23 protein-coding genes and 3 pseudogenes are annotated in these 24,021 nt (G+C 36.5%); 25 read left to right on the top strand and 1 reads right to left on the bottom strand.

From position 1 onward, the window contains the following. The first annotated feature begins 19 nt into the window (after positions 1-19). The 23 genes and pseudogenes from ACQV2X_RS02115 to ACQV2X_RS02005 all read left to right on the top strand — a co-directional run bounded on the left by ACQV2X_RS02115 (position 20) and on the right by ACQV2X_RS02005 (position 21,656). Complete coding sequence (locus tag ACQV2X_RS02115; RefSeq protein WP_428894195.1) at positions 20-868, top strand: 3-hydroxybutyryl-CoA dehydrogenase; 849 nt, start codon at positions 20-22, stop codon at positions 866-868. Between the two features lie 130 nt (positions 869-998). After that, positions 999-1,931, top strand: coding sequence for an NAD(P)H-dependent flavin oxidoreductase (locus ACQV2X_RS02110; RefSeq protein ID WP_428873522.1), 933 nt, complete (start codon positions 999-1,001; stop codon positions 1,929-1,931). A gap of 399 nt (positions 1,932-2,330) precedes the next feature. Then, positions 2,331-2,462, top strand: coding sequence for a hypothetical protein (locus ACQV2X_RS02105; protein ID WP_428875028.1), 132 nt, complete (start codon positions 2,331-2,333; stop codon positions 2,460-2,462). A 397-nt stretch (positions 2,463-2,859) separates the two neighbouring features. Further along, positions 2,860-3,810 carry a metal ABC transporter solute-binding protein, Zn/Mn family gene (locus ACQV2X_RS02100; RefSeq protein WP_428873525.1) on the top strand — a complete coding sequence of 317 codons (951 nt, stop codon included), beginning with the start codon at positions 2,860-2,862 and terminating at the stop codon, positions 3,808-3,810. Continuing rightward, positions 3,811-7,056, top strand: a complete 3,246-nt coding sequence (locus ACQV2X_RS02095) for a pneumococcal-type histidine triad protein (RefSeq protein ID WP_428894194.1) — start codon at positions 3,811-3,813, stop codon at positions 7,054-7,056. A 174-nt stretch (positions 7,057-7,230) separates the two neighbouring features. Continuing rightward, positions 7,231-7,413 carry a hypothetical protein gene (locus tag ACQV2X_RS02090; RefSeq protein WP_428873527.1) on the top strand — a complete coding sequence of 61 codons (183 nt, stop codon included), beginning with the start codon at positions 7,231-7,233 and terminating at the stop codon, positions 7,411-7,413. Positions 7,414-7,613: 200 nt separating this feature from the next. Next, complete coding sequence (locus ACQV2X_RS02085) at positions 7,614-7,832, top strand: hypothetical protein (protein WP_428892654.1); 219 nt, start codon at positions 7,614-7,616, stop codon at positions 7,830-7,832. Positions 7,833-8,022: 190 nt separating this feature from the next. Continuing rightward, on the top strand, positions 8,023-9,696 hold the full coding sequence (gene rlmD / locus ACQV2X_RS02080; RefSeq protein ID WP_428894193.1) for a 23S rRNA (uracil(1939)-C(5))-methyltransferase RlmD: 1,674 nt from the start codon (positions 8,023-8,025) through the stop codon (positions 9,694-9,696). A 909-nt stretch (positions 9,697-10,605) separates the two neighbouring features. Continuing rightward, positions 10,606-11,172: a hypothetical protein gene (locus ACQV2X_RS02075; protein WP_428875036.1), complete on the top strand. Its 567-nt coding sequence runs from the start codon at positions 10,606-10,608 to the stop codon at positions 11,170-11,172. Between the two features lie 717 nt (positions 11,173-11,889). Beyond that, entirely contained in the window at positions 11,890-12,147 is a 258-nt protein-coding gene (locus ACQV2X_RS02070; protein WP_428873530.1) for a hypothetical protein, read from the top strand. Between the two features lie 170 nt (positions 12,148-12,317). Then, entirely contained in the window at positions 12,318-13,799 is a 1,482-nt protein-coding gene (locus tag ACQV2X_RS02065; protein ID WP_428894192.1) for a DnaB-like helicase C-terminal domain-containing protein, read from the top strand. A gap of 1,081 nt (positions 13,800-14,880) precedes the next feature. Further along, positions 14,881-15,060 (top strand): hypothetical protein, encoded by a 180-nt coding sequence (locus ACQV2X_RS02060; protein ID WP_428893150.1) that lies wholly within the window; start codon positions 14,881-14,883, stop codon positions 15,058-15,060. 595 nt (positions 15,061-15,655) lie between these two features. Beyond that, positions 15,656-15,934 (top strand): hypothetical protein, encoded by a 279-nt coding sequence (locus tag ACQV2X_RS02055; protein WP_428875038.1) that lies wholly within the window; start codon positions 15,656-15,658, stop codon positions 15,932-15,934. 10 nt (positions 15,935-15,944) lie between these two features. Further along, positions 15,945-16,280, top strand: a complete 336-nt coding sequence (locus ACQV2X_RS02050; protein ID WP_428884982.1) for a hypothetical protein — start codon at positions 15,945-15,947, stop codon at positions 16,278-16,280. 89 nt (positions 16,281-16,369) lie between these two features. Further along, on the top strand, positions 16,370-17,320 hold the full coding sequence (locus ACQV2X_RS02045; protein WP_428894191.1) for a tyrosine-type recombinase/integrase: 951 nt from the start codon (positions 16,370-16,372) through the stop codon (positions 17,318-17,320). Between the two features lie 434 nt (positions 17,321-17,754). After that, positions 17,755-18,510 (top strand): ParA family protein, encoded by a 756-nt coding sequence (locus ACQV2X_RS02040; protein ID WP_428894190.1) that lies wholly within the window; start codon positions 17,755-17,757, stop codon positions 18,508-18,510. A 27-nt stretch (positions 18,511-18,537) separates the two neighbouring features. Further along, the gene (locus tag ACQV2X_RS02035) at positions 18,538-18,810 is read left to right on the top strand and encodes a MarR family transcriptional regulator (RefSeq protein ID WP_428875043.1); all 273 of its coding nucleotides are present in this window, start codon (positions 18,538-18,540) and stop codon (positions 18,808-18,810) included. Between the two features lie 12 nt (positions 18,811-18,822). Further along, positions 18,823-19,107: a hypothetical protein gene (locus ACQV2X_RS02030; protein WP_428875044.1), complete on the top strand. Its 285-nt coding sequence runs from the start codon at positions 18,823-18,825 to the stop codon at positions 19,105-19,107. Between the two features lie 2 nt (positions 19,108-19,109). Beyond that, complete coding sequence (locus ACQV2X_RS02025; RefSeq protein ID WP_428875045.1) at positions 19,110-19,385, top strand: hypothetical protein; 276 nt, start codon at positions 19,110-19,112, stop codon at positions 19,383-19,385. 76 nt (positions 19,386-19,461) lie between these two features. After that, positions 19,462-19,611: a hypothetical protein gene (locus ACQV2X_RS02020; protein ID WP_428894189.1), complete on the top strand. Its 150-nt coding sequence runs from the start codon at positions 19,462-19,464 to the stop codon at positions 19,609-19,611. 189 nt (positions 19,612-19,800) lie between these two features. Further along, a complete protein-coding gene (locus ACQV2X_RS02015) occupies positions 19,801-20,691 on the top strand; it encodes a hypothetical protein (RefSeq protein WP_428894188.1) in 891 nt (296 codons plus the stop codon). Then, positions 20,646-21,344: pseudogene (locus ACQV2X_RS02010) on the top strand (reverse transcriptase domain-containing protein); the annotation flags it as partial. The gene ACQV2X_RS02015 and the pseudogene ACQV2X_RS02010, both read left to right, overlap by 46 nt. A gap of 69 nt (positions 21,345-21,413) precedes the next feature. Then, the gene (locus tag ACQV2X_RS02005) at positions 21,414-21,656 is read left to right on the top strand and encodes a group II intron maturase-specific domain-containing protein (protein WP_428894209.1); all 243 of its coding nucleotides are present in this window, start codon (positions 21,414-21,416) and stop codon (positions 21,654-21,656) included. A 203-nt stretch (positions 21,657-21,859) separates the two neighbouring features. Here ACQV2X_RS02005 and ACQV2X_RS02000 read toward each other — a convergent pair. Next, positions 21,860-22,071 (bottom strand): annotated as a pseudogene (locus ACQV2X_RS02000) (transposase); the annotation flags it as partial. A 279-nt stretch (positions 22,072-22,350) separates the two neighbouring features. Between ACQV2X_RS02000 and ACQV2X_RS01995 the strand changes: the two are divergent. Both ACQV2X_RS01995 and ACQV2X_RS01990 read left to right on the top strand, forming a co-directional pair. Beyond that, positions 22,351-22,968: a plasmid pRiA4b ORF-3 family protein gene (locus tag ACQV2X_RS01995; protein ID WP_428884974.1), complete on the top strand. Its 618-nt coding sequence runs from the start codon at positions 22,351-22,353 to the stop codon at positions 22,966-22,968. Between the two features lie 959 nt (positions 22,969-23,927). Continuing rightward, positions 23,928-24,021: pseudogene (locus ACQV2X_RS01990) on the top strand (helix-turn-helix domain-containing protein); the annotation flags it as partial.

Below are 24,021 nucleotides of genomic sequence, written 5' to 3'. Positions count from 1 at the left end.
GAGATTAGGAGAAGATTAAATGAAAATTCAAAAAACAATGGTCATTGGATCAGGTATTATGGGCAATGGTATTGCCCAAGTCCTTGCCCAGGCTGGTTATGAAGTTTACTTAAATGATATTAAAGAAGAATTTATTGATCGCGGATTAGAAAAGATTCATAAAAACTTGCAAAGAAATGTTGAAAAAGAAAGAATGACGGCTGAAGAAGTCGAAAGTATTAAAGGAAGAATCCATAAGTCTCTTTCTTATGATGATGCTAAAGATGTTCAACTAGTGATTGAAGCAGCCACTGAAAATCGTCAAATTAAATTGGAGATTTTTAAAGAGTTAGATAAAGTCACACCTGAGGAAGCTATTTTAGCCACTAATACTTCTTCTCTGTCACTAACAGATATTGCTTCAGTAACTAATAAGCCGGATAAAGTAGTTGGTATGCACTTCTTTAATCCAGTACCAGTTATGAAATTGGTTGAAATTGTGACAGCTTTACAAAGCAGCGAAGAGACGATTCAAACCGTTCAAGAAGTGATCGATGCCTTTAATAAGACCATGATTATCGCAGATGACTCACCAGGATTTGCAGTTAACCGAATCTTAGTTCCAATGCTTAATGAGGCCATCTTTGTATTGGGTGAAGGAATTGCCAGCAAAGAGTCCATTGATACAGGGATGAAATTAGGAGCAGGTCATCCTATGGGCCCACTTCAATTATGTGATTTAATTGGTTTGGATACTTTATTATCAGTGATGACCGTTCTTTATAACGGATTCAATGATCCTAAATACCGTCCGGCACCATTGCTTAAACGAATGGTTGAAGCGGGATATTATGGTCAAAAATCTGGCAAAGGCTTTTATGACTATTAGGAATTGCTATAACTAAAAAGTTTACTTCTGTTAAACTAGAGCTAACAATTTGACCCCCTCATTTTGTCGGCTCTAGTTACTTTTATCTAACTAGTCACAAGGGGAGAGCCATAATTATGGAGGTGGAAATATGGATAGAATTTGCCAATTATTGGGGATTGAATACCCCATTATTCAAGGAGCAATGGCCAATGTGTCGCGCTATCAATTAGTAGGAGCGGTCTCTGAAGCAGGAGGCTTAGGTGTGATAGCATCTGGTGGTATGTCAGCTGATGAGTTAAGAAGACAGATTCAAGAAGTTAAAAAAATGACTCGTAAGCCCTTTGCGGTTAACTTAATGTTGCAAATGAAGAATATCGAGGAATTGGTTGAAGTAATTATTGAAGAAGGAGTACCGGTGGTTACCACTGGTGCAGGAACTCCTAAGAATTTTATATCAGCTTTGCATCAAGCTAATGTGAAAGTACTGCCAGTTATACCTAATGTTAAAATCGCTAAAAAAATGGAAGCGCTAGGTGTTGATGCAATTATAGCAGAAGGACAAGAAGCAGGAGGTCATATCGGACAAGTTTCAACCCTGCCTCTAGTTCGCCAAGTGATTCGTTCAGTTGATGTACCTATTGTGGCAGCCGGTGGTATTTTTGATGGTGCGGGTATGTTAGCTGTGGAAGCCTTAGGGGCTAGTGGAGTTCAGATGGGTTCTCTCTTTCTAAGTTCCAAAGAAAGCCCTATCAAAGAAGGGTTCAGGAACTTAGTTCTACAAGCCGACGAAACAACCACGGTGGTTACTGGACGTCGTCTAGGACATCCTGTTCGTGTGTTACCGAATAAAATGACTGAAAAATATATTCGTTTAGAATATGAAGGGGCTTCAGATGAAGACCTAATGAAATTAGCAGAAGGTGCTATGCGGCGTGCAGTTTATGAAGATGATGTCGAGGAAGGATCCCTTATGTGTGGTCAATCAATTGGCTTAATTACTGAGAGCCAGAGTGTTGATGCGATTATTCAAAAATTAATGGAAGAATACCGCCAAGCACGCTTAAAGCTAATCAATCAATAAACATTTATAATAAGCTACTAAAAATCTCTAGACTTCTAGTAGCTTTTTAAGAGTTTTAAAAATAACAATAGTTGAGTAGATATCTTTAATGAAAACAGATTGAAAACGATTAATATCAGCATTCTTTGACAGGACAGCTAGAGTGTTTAAGTTAAGAATTTAAGTTAATAAGAATACTAGTATCACAACAAAAGTATGGAAGGGGTTATGACTTTAGAAATTAAACAAATTAGAGAAGACGCTATGACTTAATTAGTGGATTTAGTCCATGAGGCATGGTGCGAAGGGGTTTATAAAGCAAAGAAATTTGAAAAGGCAGCATCTGCTATTTCCCTTAACAAAGCACTATAGAACAGCTCATTAGGATGCGTTGCCGTTCTTGGTGGAGAAATTGTTGGTATGACTCTTTGTTTAATGAAAGAAGCAGATTCGACTTTTAGAATGTTCCAGTTAGACTTTATTGACAAATTGATCACCTTATCCAACCAAGCGCAACCGGATGAAGTCGAACGAGTGACTCGCGTCTTCTAAAGTGAACGTCAAGCCTATAGACAATTAATTACCGAAGTCTTTGATTATTTTAAAGAACAGGACTTGGAAAATGTTTATTTAATCACCGATACGGATTGCAATTACCGTTTTTATGATTACCTCCATTTCGAGCTTATCAATGAGACACGTATTAAATTACCAACCAAAGAGGGCTTTAGATATCGGGATGAATTTATGTATGCCTATTCACTTTAAACAAAAATTTTAAGACAGCTTAATCCTTTAAGATTAGGCTTTTTTTATGCAAAAATTTAGAAAAATAAAAAAACACAAAAATTTTTGTTGACAGGAAAAAGGAAAGACGGTAATATTCATTTTGAAAATGATAATAATTACTATTTATCTTTAGGCAGATAAATTTAAAAAAGGAGATCGTATGAAGTATCAAGCAAAAACAAAAAAATGGTGGTTAGTTCTTTGTCTTATTATTGGCTCTTTAGTGAATATTTCTTCAATTCAATCTGTTAAAGCAGAAGAAGAAAGAAAAATAGTCACTTCTTTTTATCCAATGTATGCCTTAACCAAGGAAATCGTTGGCGATAAACACCCTGTTTTGATGATTAATTCAGCGAATGGTATTCATGGTTTTGAGCCTTCGGCTAATGATGTGGTGGCCATTTATGATGCTGATATCTTTGTTTATCACTCAGATATCTTAGAATCTTGGGCTCAAAAAATTAAGCACAATGTCGAAAAGCAAGAGAAATCTAATGTGATTATTATTGAAGCTTCGAATGGATTAGCTATGAAGAAAGTGCCGGGTCTAGAAAAACTAGAATTGATGGAGGGTAAAGATGAATCAACCCTTTATGATCCACATACCTGGTTAGATCCCATTGAAATAGGCGAAGAAGCAAAGTTGATTGCTCAAGCCTTAGGGGAAGTGGATAGAGATAATAAAGATTACTATTTGCAAAGAGCAGAAAGTATTGGAACGCAAGCTCAGGTTATAACGGATAAATACACCTCACTTTTTAAAAAGCTCAAGCAAAAGACTTTTGTCACTCAGCATACAGCCTTTTCTTATTTAGCCACACGCTTTGGCTTAACACAGTTGGGAATAGCAGGTGTGTCTGGACAAGAGCCCAGTGTGAAACAATTGCAAGAAGTGAAAAAGTTTGTGGAAAAATATCAAGTCAAAACCATTTTTACCGAGCCGAATATTTCAGATAAAGCTTCACAATTAATAGCCCAAGAGACTGGAGCTAAGGTAGAAGTCTTGGATCCCTTAGAAGCGGATCCCCATAATGATTTAAGTTTACTAGCTAATTTAGAAAATAATTTACAAAGACTGTTAAAAGTTTTGCAAGAAGAAGGAGAGAAATAAATGAAACCATCTAAAATACTCTTGTCATCCGCCGCTTTATTGACACTTTTAAGTTGGCATGAACCAATTAAATCAATCTACGCTCAAGATGATAAAGATTCATTCATTAATTATATTGAGGGTAGCGATGGAGAAAAGCCAAGTAATGTCTCAAGCACTGAAAACCGCACTATGGAAGAAATTTCAATGGAAGAAGGCATTGCGGGCGAGCAAATTATTGTCCAAATCAATAGGGAAGGTTATGTGACTTCTCACGGTGATCATTATCACTATTTCAATGGAGCAGTTCCTAGTGATGCTATTTTTTCAGAGGGAGTCTTAGCCCCTGAAGATTATCAATTTAATGAAGAGGATCTTGTTAGTCAAACGGATGAAGGGCAAATTATTTTAGTAGATGACCAATATTATCTTTATATAGAAAATCCAGATCAAGCTAAAAATCTTCGTTCTTTAGAAGAAGTGTTACTACAGTCATACAGTATGGATCCTGTCGATGCAAAGGCTATTTATGATTTGATGGAAGAATATGAACTTGGCGAAGAGGCTATTATTACTTATGAATTAGAACGCAGTCCTGAAGAAGTAGCAGATCAAAAAGGGATTGAAGGAGAGCATGTTGTTGTCTATTTAACCGAAGAAGAGTTTGTAACCAATCACGCTTTTGATTTACATGTTTTCTATGGTGACCTTGATCCAGAGGCTGTTTTCTCTGAAAGACTCCTAACACCTGAAGATTATCAATTGGACCAAGAAGATGTGGTCGCAGAAATTAAGAATGGATACATTGTAAAGCTAGAAGATCAGTACCAAGTTTACATAGCTCCTGAAGATCGGGCCCAAGCTGATAATATCCGAACTTTCCAAGATATTGAAGCTCAAGTAACCAACAGTCAAAAGGTCTTTAAACAAGCAGGTGGAGTGCGTAAAGATGTAGCTAACACCATAGCAGCTGGTGAAGTGGGTGGATCAGGTAACCGCAATTCTAGTGGAGCTTACGTAACGGATGATGGATATATCTTTAACCCTTATGACGTTATAAAAGATTTAGGCAATGGCTTTATTGTTCCCCATGGTGACCACTTCCACTTTATTCCAAAGTCAGATTTAACGCCTCAAGAAATAATGATTGCAAACGCTGTTCTATCAGGTGGAAAAATTTCACAAGGCAACAGTAAAACAGCTGATAAAGGAATGGTTGATCAGATCATTCATGACAAAGTTGTTAATCATAAAGGTCCTTACACAACGGATGATGGTTATGTCTTTTCAGTGGGATCCATTACTAAGGTAACGGATACAGGTTTAATTGCTGCTCATGGTAGTCACTTCCATTTTGTTCCTTTTGCTCACTTAAACAAAGGAGAATTAGCCCAAACACAAGCTTATATTCAAAAGAAATTCGGAATTAAACGTAATTTATTGGCTGAATTTGGTTTAGCTAAAGAAGATAACAAAGTTGATCAGCCAAGTAATAAAAAACCTTCTCAAAACCTTGATAAGATAGCTGATAAGCCAACTGAAAATGATCAAGGTAATAAAAACCAAACAAATTCAGAATATCAGCGCCTATTAGCCAAACTCTATGCTTTGCCAATCAACCAACGTCATACTGAATCTGATGGTTTGGTCTTTGACCCGGAACTCGTAACAGATGAGATTGAGGGAGACTTCGTCTTACCTCATGGTGACCACTTCCATGTTATTCCACGTTCAAGTCTATCAGATCTAGAAATTAAATTAGCAGAAATGAAATTAGGCAAACGTCCATCAGTCGCTGTGAAGCCAAAAGACCCACAAGTTGATAAAGCAGATAATGAAAAACCAGCTGAATTAGACCAAGCAAGTCAATCTGAAAAGCCTAGCCAACCAGATCAACCAAAAGCAGATGGAAAAGTTGATTTCTTAGCTCAAAATTATAAGAAGTCAGCTAAGGGTAAGGACGGTAAAACATATACAACGGATGATGGCTATGTTTTCACACCAGAAAGTATTTTGAACTACTCTAAAAAGGGGCTTACAGCTGAGCATGAAGGACACACTCACTTTATTCCTTTTGGTGATTTAGACGACAGTGAATTGAAAGCAGCTGCTGACTTTATCAATCAGCGAAACATTAATGCAGCAGAAGAAAGTAAATATACAGCAGAAGAAATTGCAGCCAAGTTGGCCTATATTTCTTTGGAAAATGGTGTAGCCATTGAAGATCTGGAAGTCAACGGTAACGAAGTGATTATTCCGCACGGTAATCATTCACATACAGCGAATATGGATAAAATTCCAACAGAATTAAAGCAGTCTAACTTCACCTCGGAAGAAGACTATCAAACTCAATTGATTACGCTTAAAATGAGTGAAGTATCGCGTAATAAGGATTACATTGATGTTTGGCGTAAAGATGCTACCATTTATGCTTTAACGAAGTTCTATAAAGTAGTAGAGATACCATTAGATGACATAGAATTACCAATTAAATATGATCAAGTCTCATTAAAAGATGTAAAAACAATAGAAGATCCACTTTTTGAAAAGAAAGTCTATGTCGCTCAGCGCTATAAAGTTAAGCCATCTGATATGTTTATCTTTAATGGTCGTATCAAAGTTGGTGATCTTAATTTAGTGATCGATGAGATTGACGTAACAGAAGCCTATGAAACAGATTCAAATGATTTGCCAGAAACTAAAGAAAATGTTGAAGGAGAAAAGGATGAAGTGGTTGAAGAAACTCCTTCTAATAAAGGAGTTAGCCATCAAGCGGTCATTGAATATATTAAAAACTACTATGGTAAGGCTGCTAAGTCCGTTAAGTACGGAAAAGGTTTTGGATATATAGTGACGCCAGCTTCTGGAGAAGAGAATGTATTAATTATAGAGTCTGAAGCAAGAGCAGCGATGGAAAATAAAGAGGCATTGCCAGAACTTGCTAATCAGAAGGATGGCGTAGATTCAGAAAATGAAGTTTCTTCACTAGATGAAACTACCAAAGAAATTTCGATGGAACAATTGAAAAATTTTGTAGGTAATTACTATGGGGTAAACCCATCAAGTATTCAAATATTTTCAGGTATGGTAATCGTTCCAAATCCTAATCCAGATTATGCCAACCTTAATCTTACGATTAAACAAGTAAAGCTTGCTTATATTATGAATGGTGAATTACCTGCTATGCCACAAGTTGCTCCTTTTGCAAAAGAAGAGATTGGAGAACGAAATGATTCTAATTTAGATGATGCAGAAATAGGCAAATAATCAAAATTATAACAAAGTTATGTTAAGAGTCCTTGTTAATGATCAAAGGACTCTTAATTTTTATTTAGGGAAATTAAATATCAAAATTTATGTCATACAAATAAATTTGATAGACAAGAAAGTAGGCATATTTTATAATCAAAATAAATTTTTTGATTATAAGGAGCAAAAGCTATGGCTAAGAAATATCAGTGCTCTTATTGCGGGAAAGAGTTTTCCAAGTCTAAAATTGACTGGGAAGGTTCAGAACCTGAGTTTGAAGAATATTACTGCAAAAAATGCAGCGAATCTCTTATACAAGCGAGTATCAATGCGATGGATCCCAATAGCAACGGCTATGAGGAAGATGGATTTTAGGAAGAGGAAAGGTTAGGTTTTTAAATTTAATTATTAAAGCATTTCATTTAAATAGAAAATAAGACTTCTATCGATAGGAGTCTTATTTTAATTGTCTACTACAAGACTTAGAAGTAGCCAAGGAATGTCTATTCATTCATGATATAATATAGGAACAATCTTCAAAACTTAGCTTAAAGTAGTAAGAAAAGAGGCATTTAATGAAGCGCTTTATTGAAATTGATGAACTTAGCCAGTATCCAAAAGCTTTTTTTATAAATGTAACACTGGGAAATGATCAAGCCAGTGGCGATGACCACTATTTAGGACTTGAGGAGCCACTATATGATGAGGCGAGTCACATTCCGCATGCCAAGTCATATTATTACGAATTGGTGTACGATGATAAGGGGTATATGAGGTCCCAGAAAAGTTTATAAGCTCATTTCAAAGACCTTAAAGACAAAGAGCTCATGGTGTCTTGAGGATTGGGCGTAACCGCTTGTAGCAATTTATTAGCCTTAGATGAAATAGGCATTGAAGGAAAGTTATACACTGGTTCTTATTCGCAATGGTTGAAGAAAAAGCAGAAAGCTGTTAAAGGAAATGATGAGTAGAAAGAGTGAGTGAATGAAAAAAGAAATATTTCCGACTGAAGTATTGGAAGTTGAAATTACTGAGTTAGACCATAAAGGAAATGGCTATGCCCGTTATGTCCATGCGCCAGACCGTGGGTCGAATGGAAAGGGCTTGAAATTATTTATACCCAATGCCGTTCCAGGGGATAGAGTTCGGGTGACGGTACCTAATGCCAAGGGCAGAAAGCAAGCAGTCGTACCGTTTGATGCATTATTAGCAGCCAGTCCTGATCGTAATCTTGATATTCCGCTCAAAGACGCCAATGCCGGGGGAACGCCATTAATTTCCATGACCTATCCAGCTCAGTTAGCTTATAAAACCCAAGAAGTAAAGGACCATTTAGCAAGCCAAGGATTCGATCCGGCTTGTGTTCGACCCATTATTGGGATGGATGATCCCACCCGTTATCGTAATAAAATGGAGTTAAGCTTCGGAGCTGAAGGGGCTATCGGTATGCATGAACAAGGTAACTTCACCAAAATTATCGATATGAAAGATTCGGTGCTTGCTCCTAAACTATTTGTCCGGGTAAAAGAAGTAGTCGCCGACTGGCAAAAAGATTATCAATTATCCTATTATGACAAACAGACTCAAAAAGGTCTTTTGAGAAATCTCTTATTGCGTCAATCCTTTGTCACCGGGGAGTTGATGGTAGTGATTTATGCCACTGAAGCACCTAGTCAAATGCAAGAGGCAGTGGATGATTTGAGTCAGCGGCTAAGCAAACGCTTCGATCAATTAGTTAGTTTACAATGGATGCTACACAAGGAAGCGACGGAACGGATTCAAGCCGACGAAACGTTTATTCTTCATGGGCGCGATTATATTAATGATGAATTAAATGGCTTTCGCTATCGGATCTGGCCGGAGACCTTCTTCCAAGCCAATCCTGTCCAAGCGGAGAAATTGGTACAATTAGCCTTGGAATTCGCCCAGGTCAATGATCAAATGCGCGTCTTAGATCTTTTCTGCGGGGTGGGAACTTTTAGTTTGCCCCTAGCTGAAAAGGCTAAAGACTTAGCCGGTATTGAGATTGTGGACCAGTCGATTCAATCAGCTATTCGCAATGCGATTGATAACGGCTTAGACAATACCTTCTTTATGACCAGTGATGCGAGAAATGGCTTGAAGCGCTTGGAAACCGAGTGGGGACGACCTGACTTATTACTATTAGACCCTCCTCGTTCTGGGGCCGGTGGAAAAGTCATGCGTGCGATTGGAAGATTTGGTACGGATAAAATTGTTTATGTTTCTTGTTTCCCTAATAGTTTAGCAGAGGATTTGGTTTGGTTACGTGACTTTGGTTATGAATTGGTCTCTGTTCAGCCGGTGGATCAATTTCCGCATACAACACATGTGGAGACGGTAGCGTTATTGTCCAAACTAGATATCGACCAATGTATTAAAGTGAAATTAGATATGGACGAGTTAGATGTAACAGCATCTGAAAGTAAGGCTACTTATGAAGAAATTAAAGAATATGTTATGAAGAAACACGGCATGAAAGTATCTAATCGTTATATATCGCAAGTAAAGAAGAAATGTGGACTTGAAGTTGGTAAAAATTATAATGTTTCAAAGAAGGAAAATCCTATAGCACCTAATTGTCCACCTGAAAAAGAAGAGGCAATTAAGGAGGCTTTAAAACATTTTAAGATGATTTAAATTGGAGTATCTCGTAAAGCCCCATTGAGCTAGCAGTCAAGGGGGCTTTTTCTTGTGTGCCCAGCATGGGCACAATCTAATGGGTGAAAGTCCCTAGTCTGCCCTAGTAGTGGGAAAGACATAGCCGAACACCAAGGGTGTCCATCATGAGGTGGAATCTGAAGGAAGGTGTAGGCAAAACTCCGGTCTGACGAACAGAAATCACATCAGGCTGTACTTATGGATAAGGCTGCTAGACAAGTTAAAGTCCAATAACTACTCGGGAATAAATACAGTAAATGTGGCAGATATATGGAGTGAAAGAGTGTGCTCTTACCTGGGGAGGTCTTACAGGTAGGTGGAAACAGAGTAAGAAATCTATAGTAACAACGAACTGTAAGAAGTCAGCAGAAGTCATAGTAGCCGACGGCTTAAGCCGAATGGGGAAGGAGTGAACTTTAGGAGATATGAAGAAAATGAATGCAACTGATGATAGATACAAGAATAGAAAACCTTAGAAAGAAACAGAGGGCTACTTGGGGAGGGGATCTGCGGAACAGAAAGAGGAGCCAAGAGCATTCGCCTATCAGAGGATTACTGAAACAAAGCATATCGACACAAACTTTAGTGATGCTGGGCTACTTGAGAAGATACTGTATAGACAAAATCTGAATAAAGCCAATCAGCGAGTAGTATCCAATAAGGGAGCTAGCGGAATCGATGAGATGAGTGTATATGAACTTATGCCGTATCTCAAAGATAACAAAGACAGCCTGCTCGAGAAGTTAAGAACGGGCAAATACAAGCCACGACCCGTATTAAGGGTAGAAATTCCCAAAGAAACAAAAGGGGAATACCGAAAGTTAGGAATACCGACGGTAATAGATAGACTGATACAACAAGGGATCCCCCAAGTATTAAGCCCAATCTATGAAAAACAATTTTCCGAAAATAGTTATAGACGCAACAGCGGAATGGGCAGGAATATTCAAACGGCCTATACCTCGCGATTTACAAAGTTTTATTATTGATGAAAATTTGATCGTTTTAAAGCGGGTATACGCTAGATTTAACGGCGGTAAAGCAACAGATACCTATCAAATACAAAGCGAGCCCCCTCTATTAATGTATGCTAGACATTTAAACCCTAATAACGGCTTAATCAGTCTTATACCTAGCGAGTTATTAGAGAATGGCAAAGGCTTTGATGATGCTTTACTAAGGAACGCCTTAGCTACCCGCATATTAGCTATGCGCAACAACCGCAACAAAGTTAAAGGCAATAAGATAAAACTAGATACACTTTGCAAAGAAGTTGGCAAAACAAACCCTACCTATAACCAAAGACGGACTCTTAAAGATAATGCCGAAAACATATTGACCGAATGGAAAAAAATGAAATTTATTAAAGGCTACGATATTTACAAATTAGACGGTAGCAGAGCCATTGAAGGGTTTATAATTCAATATACACCTTTTAACAAAGCCTTAAATTAGCCCGCTTGATTTTAGCGGGTAATTTTTGGCCTGTTTATTATACATACAGTAATTTAGTGGTTTTGTATACATTGTAATAAAATAAGCGTATGCAATTTAACACCCCCGTCATTTAGCACAAGTACCTACGGCATTTAGCACAAGTTAAACGAGTTAAAAAACACGCCTTATCCTTAGAGCACCAACGATTTACAGTGTTTAAAAAAACCGACCATAAGTATACGTAAGTACATGTAAGTATACTTAGACGGCCTAGCCCGCCCTTGCTAGGGCAGGCGAGCAGGCCTTAATATAAAGGCAAGAAAAAAAACCCCAGCGACAGCGGGGGCAAAAAGGTAGTCGCATCAATTAATCTAGATAACCTATACACCGCCCCAGCGTTCACGAATTTAAAATAAGTGTAGCAAATTGATGCGAAAACAAAGGTAATCTAAAGGCGCAAGAGTAAAGAGTGTAAACAAAGTGTAAAAGGGGAGATATGAAAAGGTAAGTATAAAACCAGTGCCAGCGCAAAAGGAGTGATAGCTAACACACATAAACAAAAATGAAGAATTGGAGTCCCTAAAAAGGGAAAAGACCACAAAACGCACACCCTAAAAAGATAAAATAGGCAGAAATGGCACCCCTAAAAAATGGATAGTGACAAAAATGACCTACAAAAAAGTACCCAGAGTAAACAGAGGTATTAAAAAAACTATTTACAAAAGAGGCAAAACAATGCAAATTAAAATAGCAACAACCCCAAGCGTAAGAATAGCTAATAGTTATGAAAATAAATTAGTCGATTGGAACGACTTTATAAAAGATTTTAAAGATAAATATGCTACCACAGACACCGTAGAAAGCTATCACGCGAAATATGACAAAAATAGCAAAAAATACGCAGAGCAAAGAGAATACAAACTAAGTCATAAGAATAAAAGAGGCGCTTTTGTAGGGGGTGGCTATCAGTCAATGAACCAAGAGCAGGGTTAAACAGAGATAATAAAAATATACTACTAAGAACGTTATTAGCCTTTGACTTTGACAACGGAACACCAGAACATTTTAACGATATAACAGACCGTTTAAATGCTTCTGATTATGCTTTTATTTTATATACTACTCACTCGCATTTAGCAGACACCCCAGCATTTAGACTATTAATGCCTTTAGACAAAGAGGTAAGCCCTAAAGAATATGAGGCGATAGCAAGATATATAGCAGGTATTAACCCGCAGGATATGGAAGCCTTAGACAGTTCAACGTTTGAGCCAGCCAGAGCCATGTTTTACCCTACAACCCCTAAAAATGGCGAGTATATATGCGAATGGGCAGACGGTAAGCCAATAGATACACAAGCAGTATTAAGCCAATACTCTACTACCGATTATGCGCAGGAATGGAACCTACACCCTAAAGAACAAGCAAAGGTAGACGTAACAGGAACTAGACCCAGTGGAGATATAACCGACCCTCACAAGAAAAACGGCTATATTGGCGCATTTAACCGCACCTATAATATCCATGATGCTATAAGCAAGTTTATACCCGAAGCATATACTTACAACACAAGGACAGAGCGCTATTCGTGGACGGGCGGAAGCAGTACAGACGGCGCAAGAGTATATCATGATTTTGGCGAAGCTAGTTATTTATACTCTGAACATGACACAGACCCCGCACATGGAAATAATAACGCCTTTGATTTAGTAAGGATACATAAGTTTGGAGAGTTAGATGCAGGCATAACAGATACAGCTATCAAAGATTTACCAAGTCAAAAAGCTATGATAGAACTTTGCAGGAATGATGCGAAAGTACAGGCAGAGTATAAAAAACATAACAATGATAAGGGGCAACTTGATTTTATGGATAGAACATCACCAGCCCAACAAGCGCCACGAAACCAGAACGAAGCCATTATAAAGGCGATCGATGCAGGCGAAATAGACCTTGAAAAGTACGATATTAACAATGTACCTACAAAAATATTAGATGCACTAACAGAGGCGGATAGAGACTTACAAATAACCGAGTTATACGCCAGAACGTCACCAGCGCATCATTTACCTAGTTTTATTGATGGAATTATCAAGGATAACAAGAAAGGCATATCAACAGGCTTTAAACACTTAGACAAATATTTAGATGGTGGCTTTTATGAGGGGCTTTATGTTATCGGTGCTATCAGTTCGTTAGGAAAAACTACCCTATCTTTACAGATTGCAGATGCAGTAGCTAAACAAGGCAAAGACGTACTTATTTTTAGTTTAGAGATGAGCAGGCACGAAATCATGGCCAAGACAATATCACGCTTAACTTATGAGCAAGTGATAGCTAAAGGCGCATCAATTAAAAATGCTAAGAGCGCTAGGGGTATAACGGTAGGTAGATTTTGGAAGAACTACACAAGCGAAGAAAAGGAAATCATTGCAGAGGGTATTAAAGAATACGAGAACTTTGCTAAGCATATCTTTATACACGAGGGGCAAGGGGATGTAGGAGCAAAACAAATAAGGCAAGCAGTAGCACAGCATATTAAGTGGGAAAAAGAACCGCCATTAGTGATTATTGACTTCTTACAGATATTAGCGCCTTATGACGAACGAGCAACAGATAAAATAAACACTGATAAAACAGTCTGAAGCCCTATTTTAGGGCTTTTTATTATGCCCTAGTGTTTTAATATAACCAAGCAATTAAAACGGCTATAAAGCGAGATATAGGACTAATAAATAACAAGCGAGGCATGAGGGTAGATTGACTCAAAGTAAAGGCAATAATATTTATAGATAATAGTAAGTACCTTGATGCACTCGTGCGGTTAAATAATTAACGTTACAGAAGCTTTAACTAAGAACATGTAAAAAACTCTATACATAAAATATTAAAACGTCACAGAACGCAAATATAAGCCAATAAATGATGTCCATATATTTTTTAAAAATCGACGTCGCACATTTTAGTTATAAAACGATAATGATTAATTAATGATGCGGTACTACCCAAGCTAATAAAGTGGACAATACCCCCCATGAAATCAAATGCCCCTACCACGGGGAACCAGACAACGGGGAGGGGGGGAAGACTCCGAAAAAATATACGCGCGCGCGTGAGAGGGGGGGCAAATATTTAAAACCTGATAACTCCATAAAAACAAAGGCGCATCACAGGGCAGGCGGGCAGAGTATAAGCGCATCTTTTAAAAGTTCGAAACGTTGCGAAATTTAGTGTTTTGTCCGACATATTCCAACAATAAGAGTTTCAACATATCTCAACAAGCATAGGAGATGCGATCGATAAAAGAGCCGCCATCGAGGTACGGTTATATAAAAGACGGGGCATACCTCACCCTCCCGTCTGTCGGCCGAACTTCACGCCGTACTGTACATATTTTCTCACGCCAAACTATCGTTGATATAAAGCCGTTTAAAAATTTTAAGCATAAAAAAATAAAGCCTTAAATATAGGGGTATGCAAATATACATTCCAAGATTTTACAAAGGTTACGAAACAGTATTAAAGCGTAATTAGCACCCGTACCCTACATATATACCAGCGTTAGGTAATTATAAGGCTGTTAACATGCAACATTTTACTATACACATAATAATTAGATAAAACTCGCCTATTTATATAGATTTAAATAAGCATCAGTGTTATTATTATACACATAGTAATTGAATAATAACTTGTGTACTAAACTTACAAAGAAAGGAGAAACTTATGGATAAAGCCAATAAAACGATTAGGAAAAAGATAAAAGACGCTGGCTTAAACCATTGGCAGGTAGCACAGCAAATTGGGATAACAGCAGGTACGCTTGTTTTGTGGCTAAGAACACCATTAAAACCAGAACGCAAAGCAAGGGTATTAGAAGCAATCGAAGTGCTAAAAGCGCAATAAAAAAAGCCCGCAAGTAGAGGCACTACTCACAGGCTAAGGGGTACGTTAAATACCACTATTTAGATACCCCAATTATAACACATATAAGGGGAGAAACAAACCAATGGAAAAAGAATAAAAACTAACACACGAACAAGCTTCGCAATGGGCACAAAACGTATGCGACCATATGAGAGTTATCGAACTATATCAACAGCAAATAGATGCTTTATCAATGATTAAAGAGAAGGACTACCAGTATGTAGTTTACATTATGAAAAGATTTTAAGATACGCAGTTTCACTACAACCAGCGCATCTTAAAAGACTTAGACGAGGTGGCGTGTATTTTGTTTGATTTATCAGACCAGATAAAAGAAGAACAACCAGAATTATCTTAATGCTTTAAAAAAGGACAGACACAGAGTGACACAGATATAAATAAAGAAAAACCACTAAGCGAATAGCCCAGAGATTAAATGACTGTTTGATAAATATTATTAAAGATGACCTAACCTTGAGATACTAGAAAGTTTTAAAGAACCATACAGCAGTATAACTAATTATAAGGTAAAAGTATATTACTCAAAACGGATAGATAAAAAGGAGAATTAAAAATGAAATTTGAAATGTTTAAATTAATTAAAAATAATAAAGGGACTTTTTTAGAAAGAGTAAACAAATATCGAAGCCGACGAATAAAGCAGTTAAAAGAAAAAAACTACTCAATCGAAGAGCTGCACTTTTTAATAGCCTGTTATGAAGCTGAACAAATTATATTAATGGAAGAAGCTCAAAACGCTAAAGACTTAGACGATTTTAGAGATTATTTCATGGCTGCTTATGATATACACGCAGATACCGAAGAAATAAGAAAACAGCTTAAATTATATTAGAGGGCATAAAATGACAGATAAAATTGATTATGACAAGCTAATAAAATTTGGGGGGGATACCACACCAGCCCCTCCAGACCCTTTCGAGAGCCTTTTGAAAGAGCCTAAAATGACAACAGACGCCAAGAAGCAGGCGCTATTTATAAGGGAAGCATACAAACGCCAGTTAAAGAGGTATAACCGCAGTAATTTGCTAACCTCTAAACTTATAAAGAGCATTAACAAAGATAAACCAATAGAACAGGCTTTAGTTGATGCGATTGACCTTATAGGTGTTATTTTAAACGATACAGCCACGCATCAAACGTTAAAAAATAAAATAAAAGAAGCATATAACATTGATTAGGCGGGGTATTATGCCCCGTTTTTATAAAAAAATAAAAAAGTTATCGGAAGTTAGAGCAAATTAAGCTATACTAAACAGGGGGTAATAATATGCATGATATACAAACTATACACACAAACAACAACCCTATCACAACGGCAAATAATGTCGATTTTGGCGAGTTTTACAATATGTTTATTAATTATATAGACGCATCAGAAAACACCATCAAAACGTACACACGAGCAATCAAGCAATTCATTAAATTTATGTATGATAACGGCGTAACACAGCCGAAACGAGAAGATATTTTAAGGTATAGGCAAACCTTGCTAGAAGACGGCAAAAAGGCATCAACCATACAAAACTACATCATAGCCATACGCCAACTTTTTAATTTTACCGAAGCAAAAGGCTTATACCCTAACATAGCTAAAGGTGTTAAAGGGGCTAAAATATCTAAGAGCCACAAAAAGGACTACCTAACCAGCAAGCAAGCAGGTAGCGTATTAAGTCGCATCAATACAGACGATTTAAAAGGGCTTAGAGATTATGCTATTGTAGCTTTGATGCTAACAGGCGGACTAAGGACAATAGAGGTCAGTAGGGCTAATATTGAAGATATGCGAGCAGTCGGAGACAGTACAGCCTTATATATACAAGGTAAGGGCAGGGACGATAGAACAGAGTATATAAAGGTTATTCCAGAGGTAGAGGAAGCTATACGGGCTTATTTAAGCGCCAGAGGGCAAGCAGACGCTAAAGTGCCCTTGTTCGCATCAACCAGCAACAACAACGCAGGCAAACGCATGACAACTCGAAGCATAAGCGGAATAGTTAAAACGGCCTTAGTTGACGCAGGCTTTAATAGCGATAGATTGACAGCACACAGCCTAAGACACACCGCTGGTACGTTAAACTTACTAAACGGGGGTACATTGGAAGAAACACAGCAATTATTAAGGCATCAAAACATAGGGACAACAATGATATACCTACACCATTTAGAGCGAGAAAAGAATAACAGCGAGGCGAGAATTGGAAAATCTATTTTTGGTTAAATACGCTATCCGAATAACGGACAACGAAAATTTATAAAACTTATAGGAGAAGAACAAAATGGCGATTAATCGATATAACGACGGTATTAGATTAAGAAAAATCAAAGAGAGAAAAAGACAAGCGGAAAAAAGAAAAGGGTGACGAAGTTTACAACGGTTAACAGGGTTTATGCGTGGACTGAGACCCATACGCGTGCCGTTTGAAATGGTTGACCCTATGCCGTATGACCAACAGAAAGCGAAAGGGTGGCTAGGAAAGTTTTTTTAGCGCTTGATGCAATAAGGATACTGATTAACTTATTTCTTTACCTTTTAATAGCAATTCCAGATTTGTACATAACATTAAAAATATTTTTCTTTTTTATAGTAAAAATTGTTTTTTCATAACACTAGAAAATACTATAAATAACACTATTTAGATAAAGGGGTATTTTATGGCAGAGATATACGCAGTAATCAATCAAAAAGGCGGAGTAGCTAAAAGCACTACAGCCCAGATACTAGGGAATGCAATCAGACACAAAGGCCATAGCGTTTTATTTATAGATTTAGATCCACAAGGCAATCTAACCTATGGAATGGGGATTGATACGCCTGATGCAGGTATATACGAAGTATTAACCAAGCGAAAACGGGCGCTTGATACAATCACAACCACAGAGCAGGGGGACGTTTTAGCGTCAACACCTAGCCTAACCATGATAGAACATGAACTACAAAACGAATTAGGCAAAGAGTACCGACTAAAAGAAGCATTAGACACATTAAGCGCAAGGTATGACTATATTATTATAGATACACCCCCTAGCCTATCCACACTATCAATAAACGCATTAACGAGCGCAAGCAAGGTTATCATACCGACACAAGCAGATATTTACAGCATACAGGGCTTAGCCCAGCTTAGTCAGACGATCGAAACGGTACGCAAATATACCAATGATGCGCTAGAAGTAGCGGGTATTTTGATAACTAGATACGATAAGCGAACCATACTAACCCAGCAACTAACAGAGATGCTAGAAAACACCGCAAGCATGATTAATACGAAAGTCTTTGATGCGAGAATACGGGAAGCAATAGCCGTTAAAGAAGCGCAGGCCATGAGAGATGACTTATTTACCTATGCACCAAAAGCAAACGTTACAGCGGACTATTTAGCCTTTATAGACGAGTTAGACATAAAATAGGCGCATCAATTTAAAGGAGGCTTATACATGGAAGCAACACCAGCAAACGACTTATACGGCATCTTTGGCGCAAAAGAGATTAACAGCACACAAAAATTGGTAATGATATACATCTATCTAAAAGCAGAGGGCGCAAGCAGGGTAAGTATCACGAATACCGACTTTATAAAAGCTCTTAATTTTGATTATAGTACCCTCAACCGAGCACTAAACGCCTTAGAGGCTAACGGCTTTATAAAAAGAGAAATAAGTGAGAATGAGAACGGGCAGACAACTAGAGAAATCGAAATATTTATATAAGGAGCGGATAGAATGAAAGATTTTACAGCAAACAACCCAGCAGAGGCACTTATAAGAGGCAATCGGAACAAGCAAGCCCCAGCAAGCAAGATAGGTAGGCCTAAGAGCACCGAAGAAACAAAAAGCAAGCGCACTAACTTATTGCTTTACCCATCTATCTTTGAGGACTTACGCAAGATAGCCTATATTCAACAAACGAGCATAAACGATATTATGAACGATTTAGGCAGAGAATTTACGCTGAAACACCAAGAGGACATTATAAAATATGACAAATTTTTTAAGAAAGGAACATAAAAATGGAAAAAGATACCTTTATAAAAGGCTTTAGAGATACTCTAAAATCTATGCAAATTAATCAACACTCTATTTCTTTTGAAGAAAGAAATGACATTAAAATGATAACGATTAAAGATAATTTTAATATATTATCTTTAATGTTATTAAATATGTTTGGAAAACATGGGACAAAATTTAAAATGCTGTATTGCAGTTCCTCAAATGAAAATATAGACGAAATAATTTTTTATATAGATATTATAGAATATAAAAAATTAAAAGAATTCTATTTATAAAAAGTAACTTCTGAAAATTAGTATTAGCGGAAGTTGAGAAACAACCTATACCACCATTTAGAAATGAGGCTAACCTATGATAACTGAAGATGATATTATAAAATTTAAGGAAGTAGGAGAAATAGCTTTTGATGCAGATATACCCGCAGATACTAGAGTAAATATTTTAATTACTATCTCTAAGCAGCACATGATAGAAAGTTCTTTAGTAAGAGAAGCAGAATAGCTAGTTTATCCTTATTTTTCCTTTATTGATATTTTAAAATTTATAGAAAAAATTAGATTATACAATACTTTGCTAAAGTTTAAAGACGAGTTAACAGGCTTAGACATAGATGAGATAGAAAAGTGTTTAACAACGGTAAATTATACACCTAGCAATTTTTTAGAACATAAAAACACATATGAAATTTTAATGAATGCATATAGCGAGGTGTTGCACAAAGACTATGAAATTATACGTCAGACTTCAAAACACGCAGGAAGCCTAGACAATTTGCAAGACTCTATAAAACTATTAAGGGAAAACTTAGACGCTAATTCATGGCGTATGGCTTATAATTTCGTCAATATCCTATTAAACGAAGAACGGCAAAAAGCAAGTGAAAAACCGTTTGACGATTTTTATTTATTAAAAAATACAGAGCAAGAAGATTTAGAAGCAATCGGTCAATCTTATGAGTTTATTATAAAGTCGCTAGTTACTTTGTATGCATGGCAAGACTTACTAGAGATGATAGGTAAGGCCATAGATAGCAAAGCTATACTCAACAAATCCAAAGAAACACCTTTAGACAGCAGACCTTATACTTACTTAGCTATGCAGTCAGAGGTTTTAGCTAGATATATAACAACGAGGAACCCTAAAAAAGATTGGAGCGAAGCGAAAGAAAACGAAAAAGAAATATATATCGCTATCTCTAAATTTACTAACCTAGATAAAATTAAACGCACAGACCGAAAGAAATTTAACAGCATCTATCGAACAAGTAAAAAGAAATTACTAGACATAGACAACTTAGAGGGCTTTAATCAAACCTTTGATAAGATAAAAGAAAGCATTAAAGATAACTTTAATAAACAGACGCAAGACATGACGATTGAGGACTACCAAGAGGCAAAAAAAAGCCCTAGCAATAAAAGGAGGGCTTTAAAAATGACAAATAATAAGCACACTAACCCTTATGCTATCTCTAGCACAGGACAACTAGAGCATAACAATTCGTTTGAGCAATTAGAATTAGAGCTAGATTTATACTTATGCCGTATCTCAAAGATAACAAAGACAGCCTGCTCGAGAAGTTAAGAACGGGCAAATACAAGCCACGACCCGTATTAAGGGTAGAAATTCCCAAAGAAACAAAAGGGGAATACCGAAAGTTAGGAATACCGACGGTAATAGATAGACTGATACAACAAGGGATCCCCCAAGTATTAAGCCCAATCTATGAAAAACAATTTTCCGAAAATAGTTATGGTTTTCGACCAAAAAGAAGTACCCACGACGCACTGAAAGCATGCAAGAAGAATGTAGATGAAGGCTATAAGTAGGTGGTAGATATGGACTTGGAAAAGTTCTTTGATACGGTGTGCCAAAGCAAGCTAATAGAAATACTATCAAGAACTATAAAAGATGGTAGAGTAATAGCGCTAATCCATAAATGCTTGAACGCAGGCGTAATAAACGAGGGAAAATATGAAGAAACGAAGGTAGGAATGCCACAAGGTGGAAATCTAAGTCCACTACTAAGTAATAGCATGTTTAATGAACTGGACAAGGAACTGGAACACAGAGGACATAGATTTGTAAGATACGCAGAGGATTGGATGATATTTTGCAAGAGTAAACGAAGTGCAGAAAGAACCTTAAGAAATAACTTGCCATTTATAGAGGGAAAGCTGAAGTTAAAAGTGAATCGAAATAAAAACAAGGTAGAACATATAACGAAAGTTAAGTATCTAGGCTATAGCTTCTATATTACAAAAGGGGAATATAGGGTTAGGGTTTATCAGAAGTCAATAGATAAGATGAAAAGTGAACTGAAAAGGCTAACATCTAGAAGTAATGGAGGGTCAAATGCAGTAAGGAAATCCAAACGGAACAAGTTTATCGCAGGATGGATAAATTATTTCTCAATGGCGGATATGAAATCCATGCTGGAATGTATGGATGAATGGCTTAGGAGAAGAGTAAGGCAAATATACTGGAAACAGTGGAAGAAAGTCAGAACAAGATACAAGAGGATAAAGAAATTTGGGATACCGCTTTGAAAAGTGCATGAAATGGCGAATTGCAGAAAAGCCACGTGGCGAGCTGCACTAATGCTAAACTCAGTGCTAACCAAAGAAGAAATAGCTAAGCCAGGCTACCTGTCAATGCTCGGCTATTATACTAAAGTGTGTGTAAACTAGGGAACCACCGTATACGGAACCGTAGGTACGGGGGTGTGAGAGGTCGGCTAGTCAACTAATGGCTAGCCTCCTACTCGATTTCTTCCTGACACATATAATCTTGATATTAAAAGAATTCTATTTTTGAAATGGGAGTCGTTTTTATAGCCAAAGGCATTTCGCTTAATATCTTTGATGAGTTTGTTAGTTGCTTCCAGTTTGGCGTTGGAGTAAGGTAGTTCAATAGCATTAGCGACATAGTTTTATAGCGGATAAAGGTGTTTAAAGCCGTTTTAATAGGTCGAGCATATTCAAAGGACTGAATTTGTAGTATAATTGGTTTGAAAGCAGATTAAACATCTGGATTATAAGAACCGCTTTGTTACATCCATAAAAATGAGTCTTTCTTTTTAAATTTGTGTCGATACTTCATAGATTAGCAGACTCACTAGAACGTTTTCTTTAGTAAAGGTAGTTAATCTTATAATAATGCACTATGAAATAAGTAACTATGTAATTGCAGGATTTTAACTACAGTTTAAAAAGACTTAGTAAAAGAAAGGGAGAGATGATGATGATTCAGTTAAAAGTACAGTTGGTAGGGATTAAAAATCCTGCTATTTGGAGAAATATGATTGTGCCAGATAGGACGACCTTTTTTGAGTTACATTGCTTTATTCAATGTGCTTTTGGTTTGGAAGATAGACATTTATTTAGTTTCCAAAAATATGGTACTCAATTAGAGATTGATTTAGAGATTAACCGTGATTATGATTTTAGTGATGCAATAGCTAACCTTATAAAAAAAGACGCTGAAAAAACACTTGTTCTCCCATATTTATATGAATATAGTTCAATCAATTATACCTATGATTTTGGAGATAATTGGGAATTTAAGATTACTTTGATGAAAGAAGATGTAGCTAATGGGGGCATTTTTCCTCAGGTGGTTGCTTCTAAAGGTGAGAATATTCCCGAAGATTGTGGTGGTGTTGGAGGACTAGAGAATCTTCGTGAGTTATCAAAAACACCCGATAGCAAAGAATTTAAAAGGTTATGCGAATGGAATCCAAGTATTGGACAAGACTTTAACAAAGAGAATGTAAATCAAGAATTGCAAGATCTATATAATAAAAGAGAGGGTGCAATCTTATTGCCAGATCATGTCTATGATTTTTTAGACTTAGTTTAGTAAGTTATAGATAAAGTTTTATGAAGTGAAAGGGATGATTATCGTTTTCTTTTCGATAGGGTCAAAGAAATATATAGTTACCCTTTTTGAAATCGTTATGAGTGAATGTAATGACTATGAAAATCTTAATAACAAAAACATTAGAAAGGAAAACAGCCTAACTATTATTTAGAGAGTGCTTTAAAATGATATAATACCTTAAATAATGTTGATATAATAGTCTTTATAAGGCTGTGTTTTTAATGACCAATTACCTAAAAATTACATGTGGAGTGTGTGGTTTAGTTGGAAAAAGCAAAATAGAGAATATTATAAGAATAGTTTCCTTGACGTTCAAAACGTTTAAGAATCTTTTTATAGGGGGTTAATTTTTATATAAGTTAGGTTAAATTTTTGACAAATTTGGGTGGATTTTAGAAAGAGATCACCTAAAAAAATTGATGATAAAATGTTTTTGATTGATGTAAAATTTCATGTAACTAATGTACTATTCTGATATAAAATAGCCAGTTAGAAGTTTCTAGAATCAATACAAAATTTAAACTTCCACTCTTATAGTTTATTAAGCGCTTAAGACTTTATTGTTGAATATTAAAAAGTAAAGATGACCTCATGAAGTTATAAAATTCATTAGTTTTTGTTATGAATATTCCGGCTTTAAAAGCTTATACATTGTAAGTATATGAAGAGATGTTTTAGCTATAAATATGGGTATGGCTTGGGTGTGGCTATAGAATATTTTAGAAAATACAGAAGAAATATTAAATAAAAAACAACCGCGGATTAATTGTCCTCGGTTGTTTCTTTCATTATATTTATAAATATAGATTAAGTTTTAAAAATTAAATGTGATGGAGAATTGTAAAATGAACTTAGCCATTTAAAATAGAAAAAGAGCCAGTGAGTCTGCTAATCTATGTAGTAACAACACAGACATAGAATAGCAGACTCCACATGGCTCAAACCGAGCAATCACTCGGTTACTCGGACGTTCACCTCAGACCATTCATACAAAAGTGAAACGCGGGACAGTTACTCAGAAACGCAAACAAT

The organism is Facklamia sp. P12945, assembly GCF_050409485.1.
GTDB lineage: Bacteria > Bacillota > Bacilli > Lactobacillales > Aerococcaceae > Facklamia.
The sequence above is the reverse complement of the archived record's forward strand: the minus strand, read 5'-3'. Positions and strand labels throughout refer to the sequence as shown.

Coding starts and splice junctions, on each gene's coding strand:
- ACQV2X_RS02115 (WP_428894195.1), top strand. CDS start 20: ATGAAAATTCAAAAAACAATGGTCATTGGATCAGGTATTATGGGCAAT.
- ACQV2X_RS02110 (WP_428873522.1), top strand. CDS start 999: ATGGATAGAATTTGCCAATTATTGGGGATTGAATACCCCATTATTCAA.
- ACQV2X_RS02105 (WP_428875028.1), top strand. CDS start 2,331: ATGACTCTTTGTTTAATGAAAGAAGCAGATTCGACTTTTAGAATGTTC.
- ACQV2X_RS02100 (WP_428873525.1), top strand. CDS start 2,860: ATGAAGTATCAAGCAAAAACAAAAAAATGGTGGTTAGTTCTTTGTCTT.
- ACQV2X_RS02095 (WP_428894194.1), top strand. CDS start 3,811: ATGAAACCATCTAAAATACTCTTGTCATCCGCCGCTTTATTGACACTT.
- ACQV2X_RS02090 (WP_428873527.1), top strand. CDS start 7,231: ATGGCTAAGAAATATCAGTGCTCTTATTGCGGGAAAGAGTTTTCCAAG.
- ACQV2X_RS02085 (WP_428892654.1), top strand. CDS start 7,614: ATGAAGCGCTTTATTGAAATTGATGAACTTAGCCAGTATCCAAAAGCT.
- rlmD (WP_428894193.1), top strand. CDS start 8,023: ATGAAAAAAGAAATATTTCCGACTGAAGTATTGGAAGTTGAAATTACT.
- ACQV2X_RS02075 (WP_428875036.1), top strand. CDS start 10,606: ATGAAAAACAATTTTCCGAAAATAGTTATAGACGCAACAGCGGAATGG.
- ACQV2X_RS02070 (WP_428873530.1), top strand. CDS start 11,890: ATGCAAATTAAAATAGCAACAACCCCAAGCGTAAGAATAGCTAATAGT.
- ACQV2X_RS02065 (WP_428894192.1), top strand. CDS start 12,318: ATGCCTTTAGACAAAGAGGTAAGCCCTAAAGAATATGAGGCGATAGCA.
- ACQV2X_RS02060 (WP_428893150.1), top strand. CDS start 14,881: ATGGATAAAGCCAATAAAACGATTAGGAAAAAGATAAAAGACGCTGGC.
- ACQV2X_RS02055 (WP_428875038.1), top strand. CDS start 15,656: ATGAAATTTGAAATGTTTAAATTAATTAAAAATAATAAAGGGACTTTT.
- ACQV2X_RS02050 (WP_428884982.1), top strand. CDS start 15,945: ATGACAGATAAAATTGATTATGACAAGCTAATAAAATTTGGGGGGGAT.
- ACQV2X_RS02045 (WP_428894191.1), top strand. CDS start 16,370: ATGCATGATATACAAACTATACACACAAACAACAACCCTATCACAACG.
- ACQV2X_RS02040 (WP_428894190.1), top strand. CDS start 17,755: ATGGCAGAGATATACGCAGTAATCAATCAAAAAGGCGGAGTAGCTAAA.
- ACQV2X_RS02035 (WP_428875043.1), top strand. CDS start 18,538: ATGGAAGCAACACCAGCAAACGACTTATACGGCATCTTTGGCGCAAAA.
- ACQV2X_RS02030 (WP_428875044.1), top strand. CDS start 18,823: ATGAAAGATTTTACAGCAAACAACCCAGCAGAGGCACTTATAAGAGGC.
- ACQV2X_RS02025 (WP_428875045.1), top strand. CDS start 19,110: ATGGAAAAAGATACCTTTATAAAAGGCTTTAGAGATACTCTAAAATCT.
- ACQV2X_RS02020 (WP_428894189.1), top strand. CDS start 19,462: ATGATAACTGAAGATGATATTATAAAATTTAAGGAAGTAGGAGAAATA.
- ACQV2X_RS02015 (WP_428894188.1), top strand. CDS start 19,801: ATGAATGCATATAGCGAGGTGTTGCACAAAGACTATGAAATTATACGT.
- ACQV2X_RS02005 (WP_428894209.1), top strand. CDS start 21,414: ATGAAAAGTGAACTGAAAAGGCTAACATCTAGAAGTAATGGAGGGTCA.
- ACQV2X_RS01995 (WP_428884974.1), top strand. CDS start 22,351: ATGATTCAGTTAAAAGTACAGTTGGTAGGGATTAAAAATCCTGCTATT.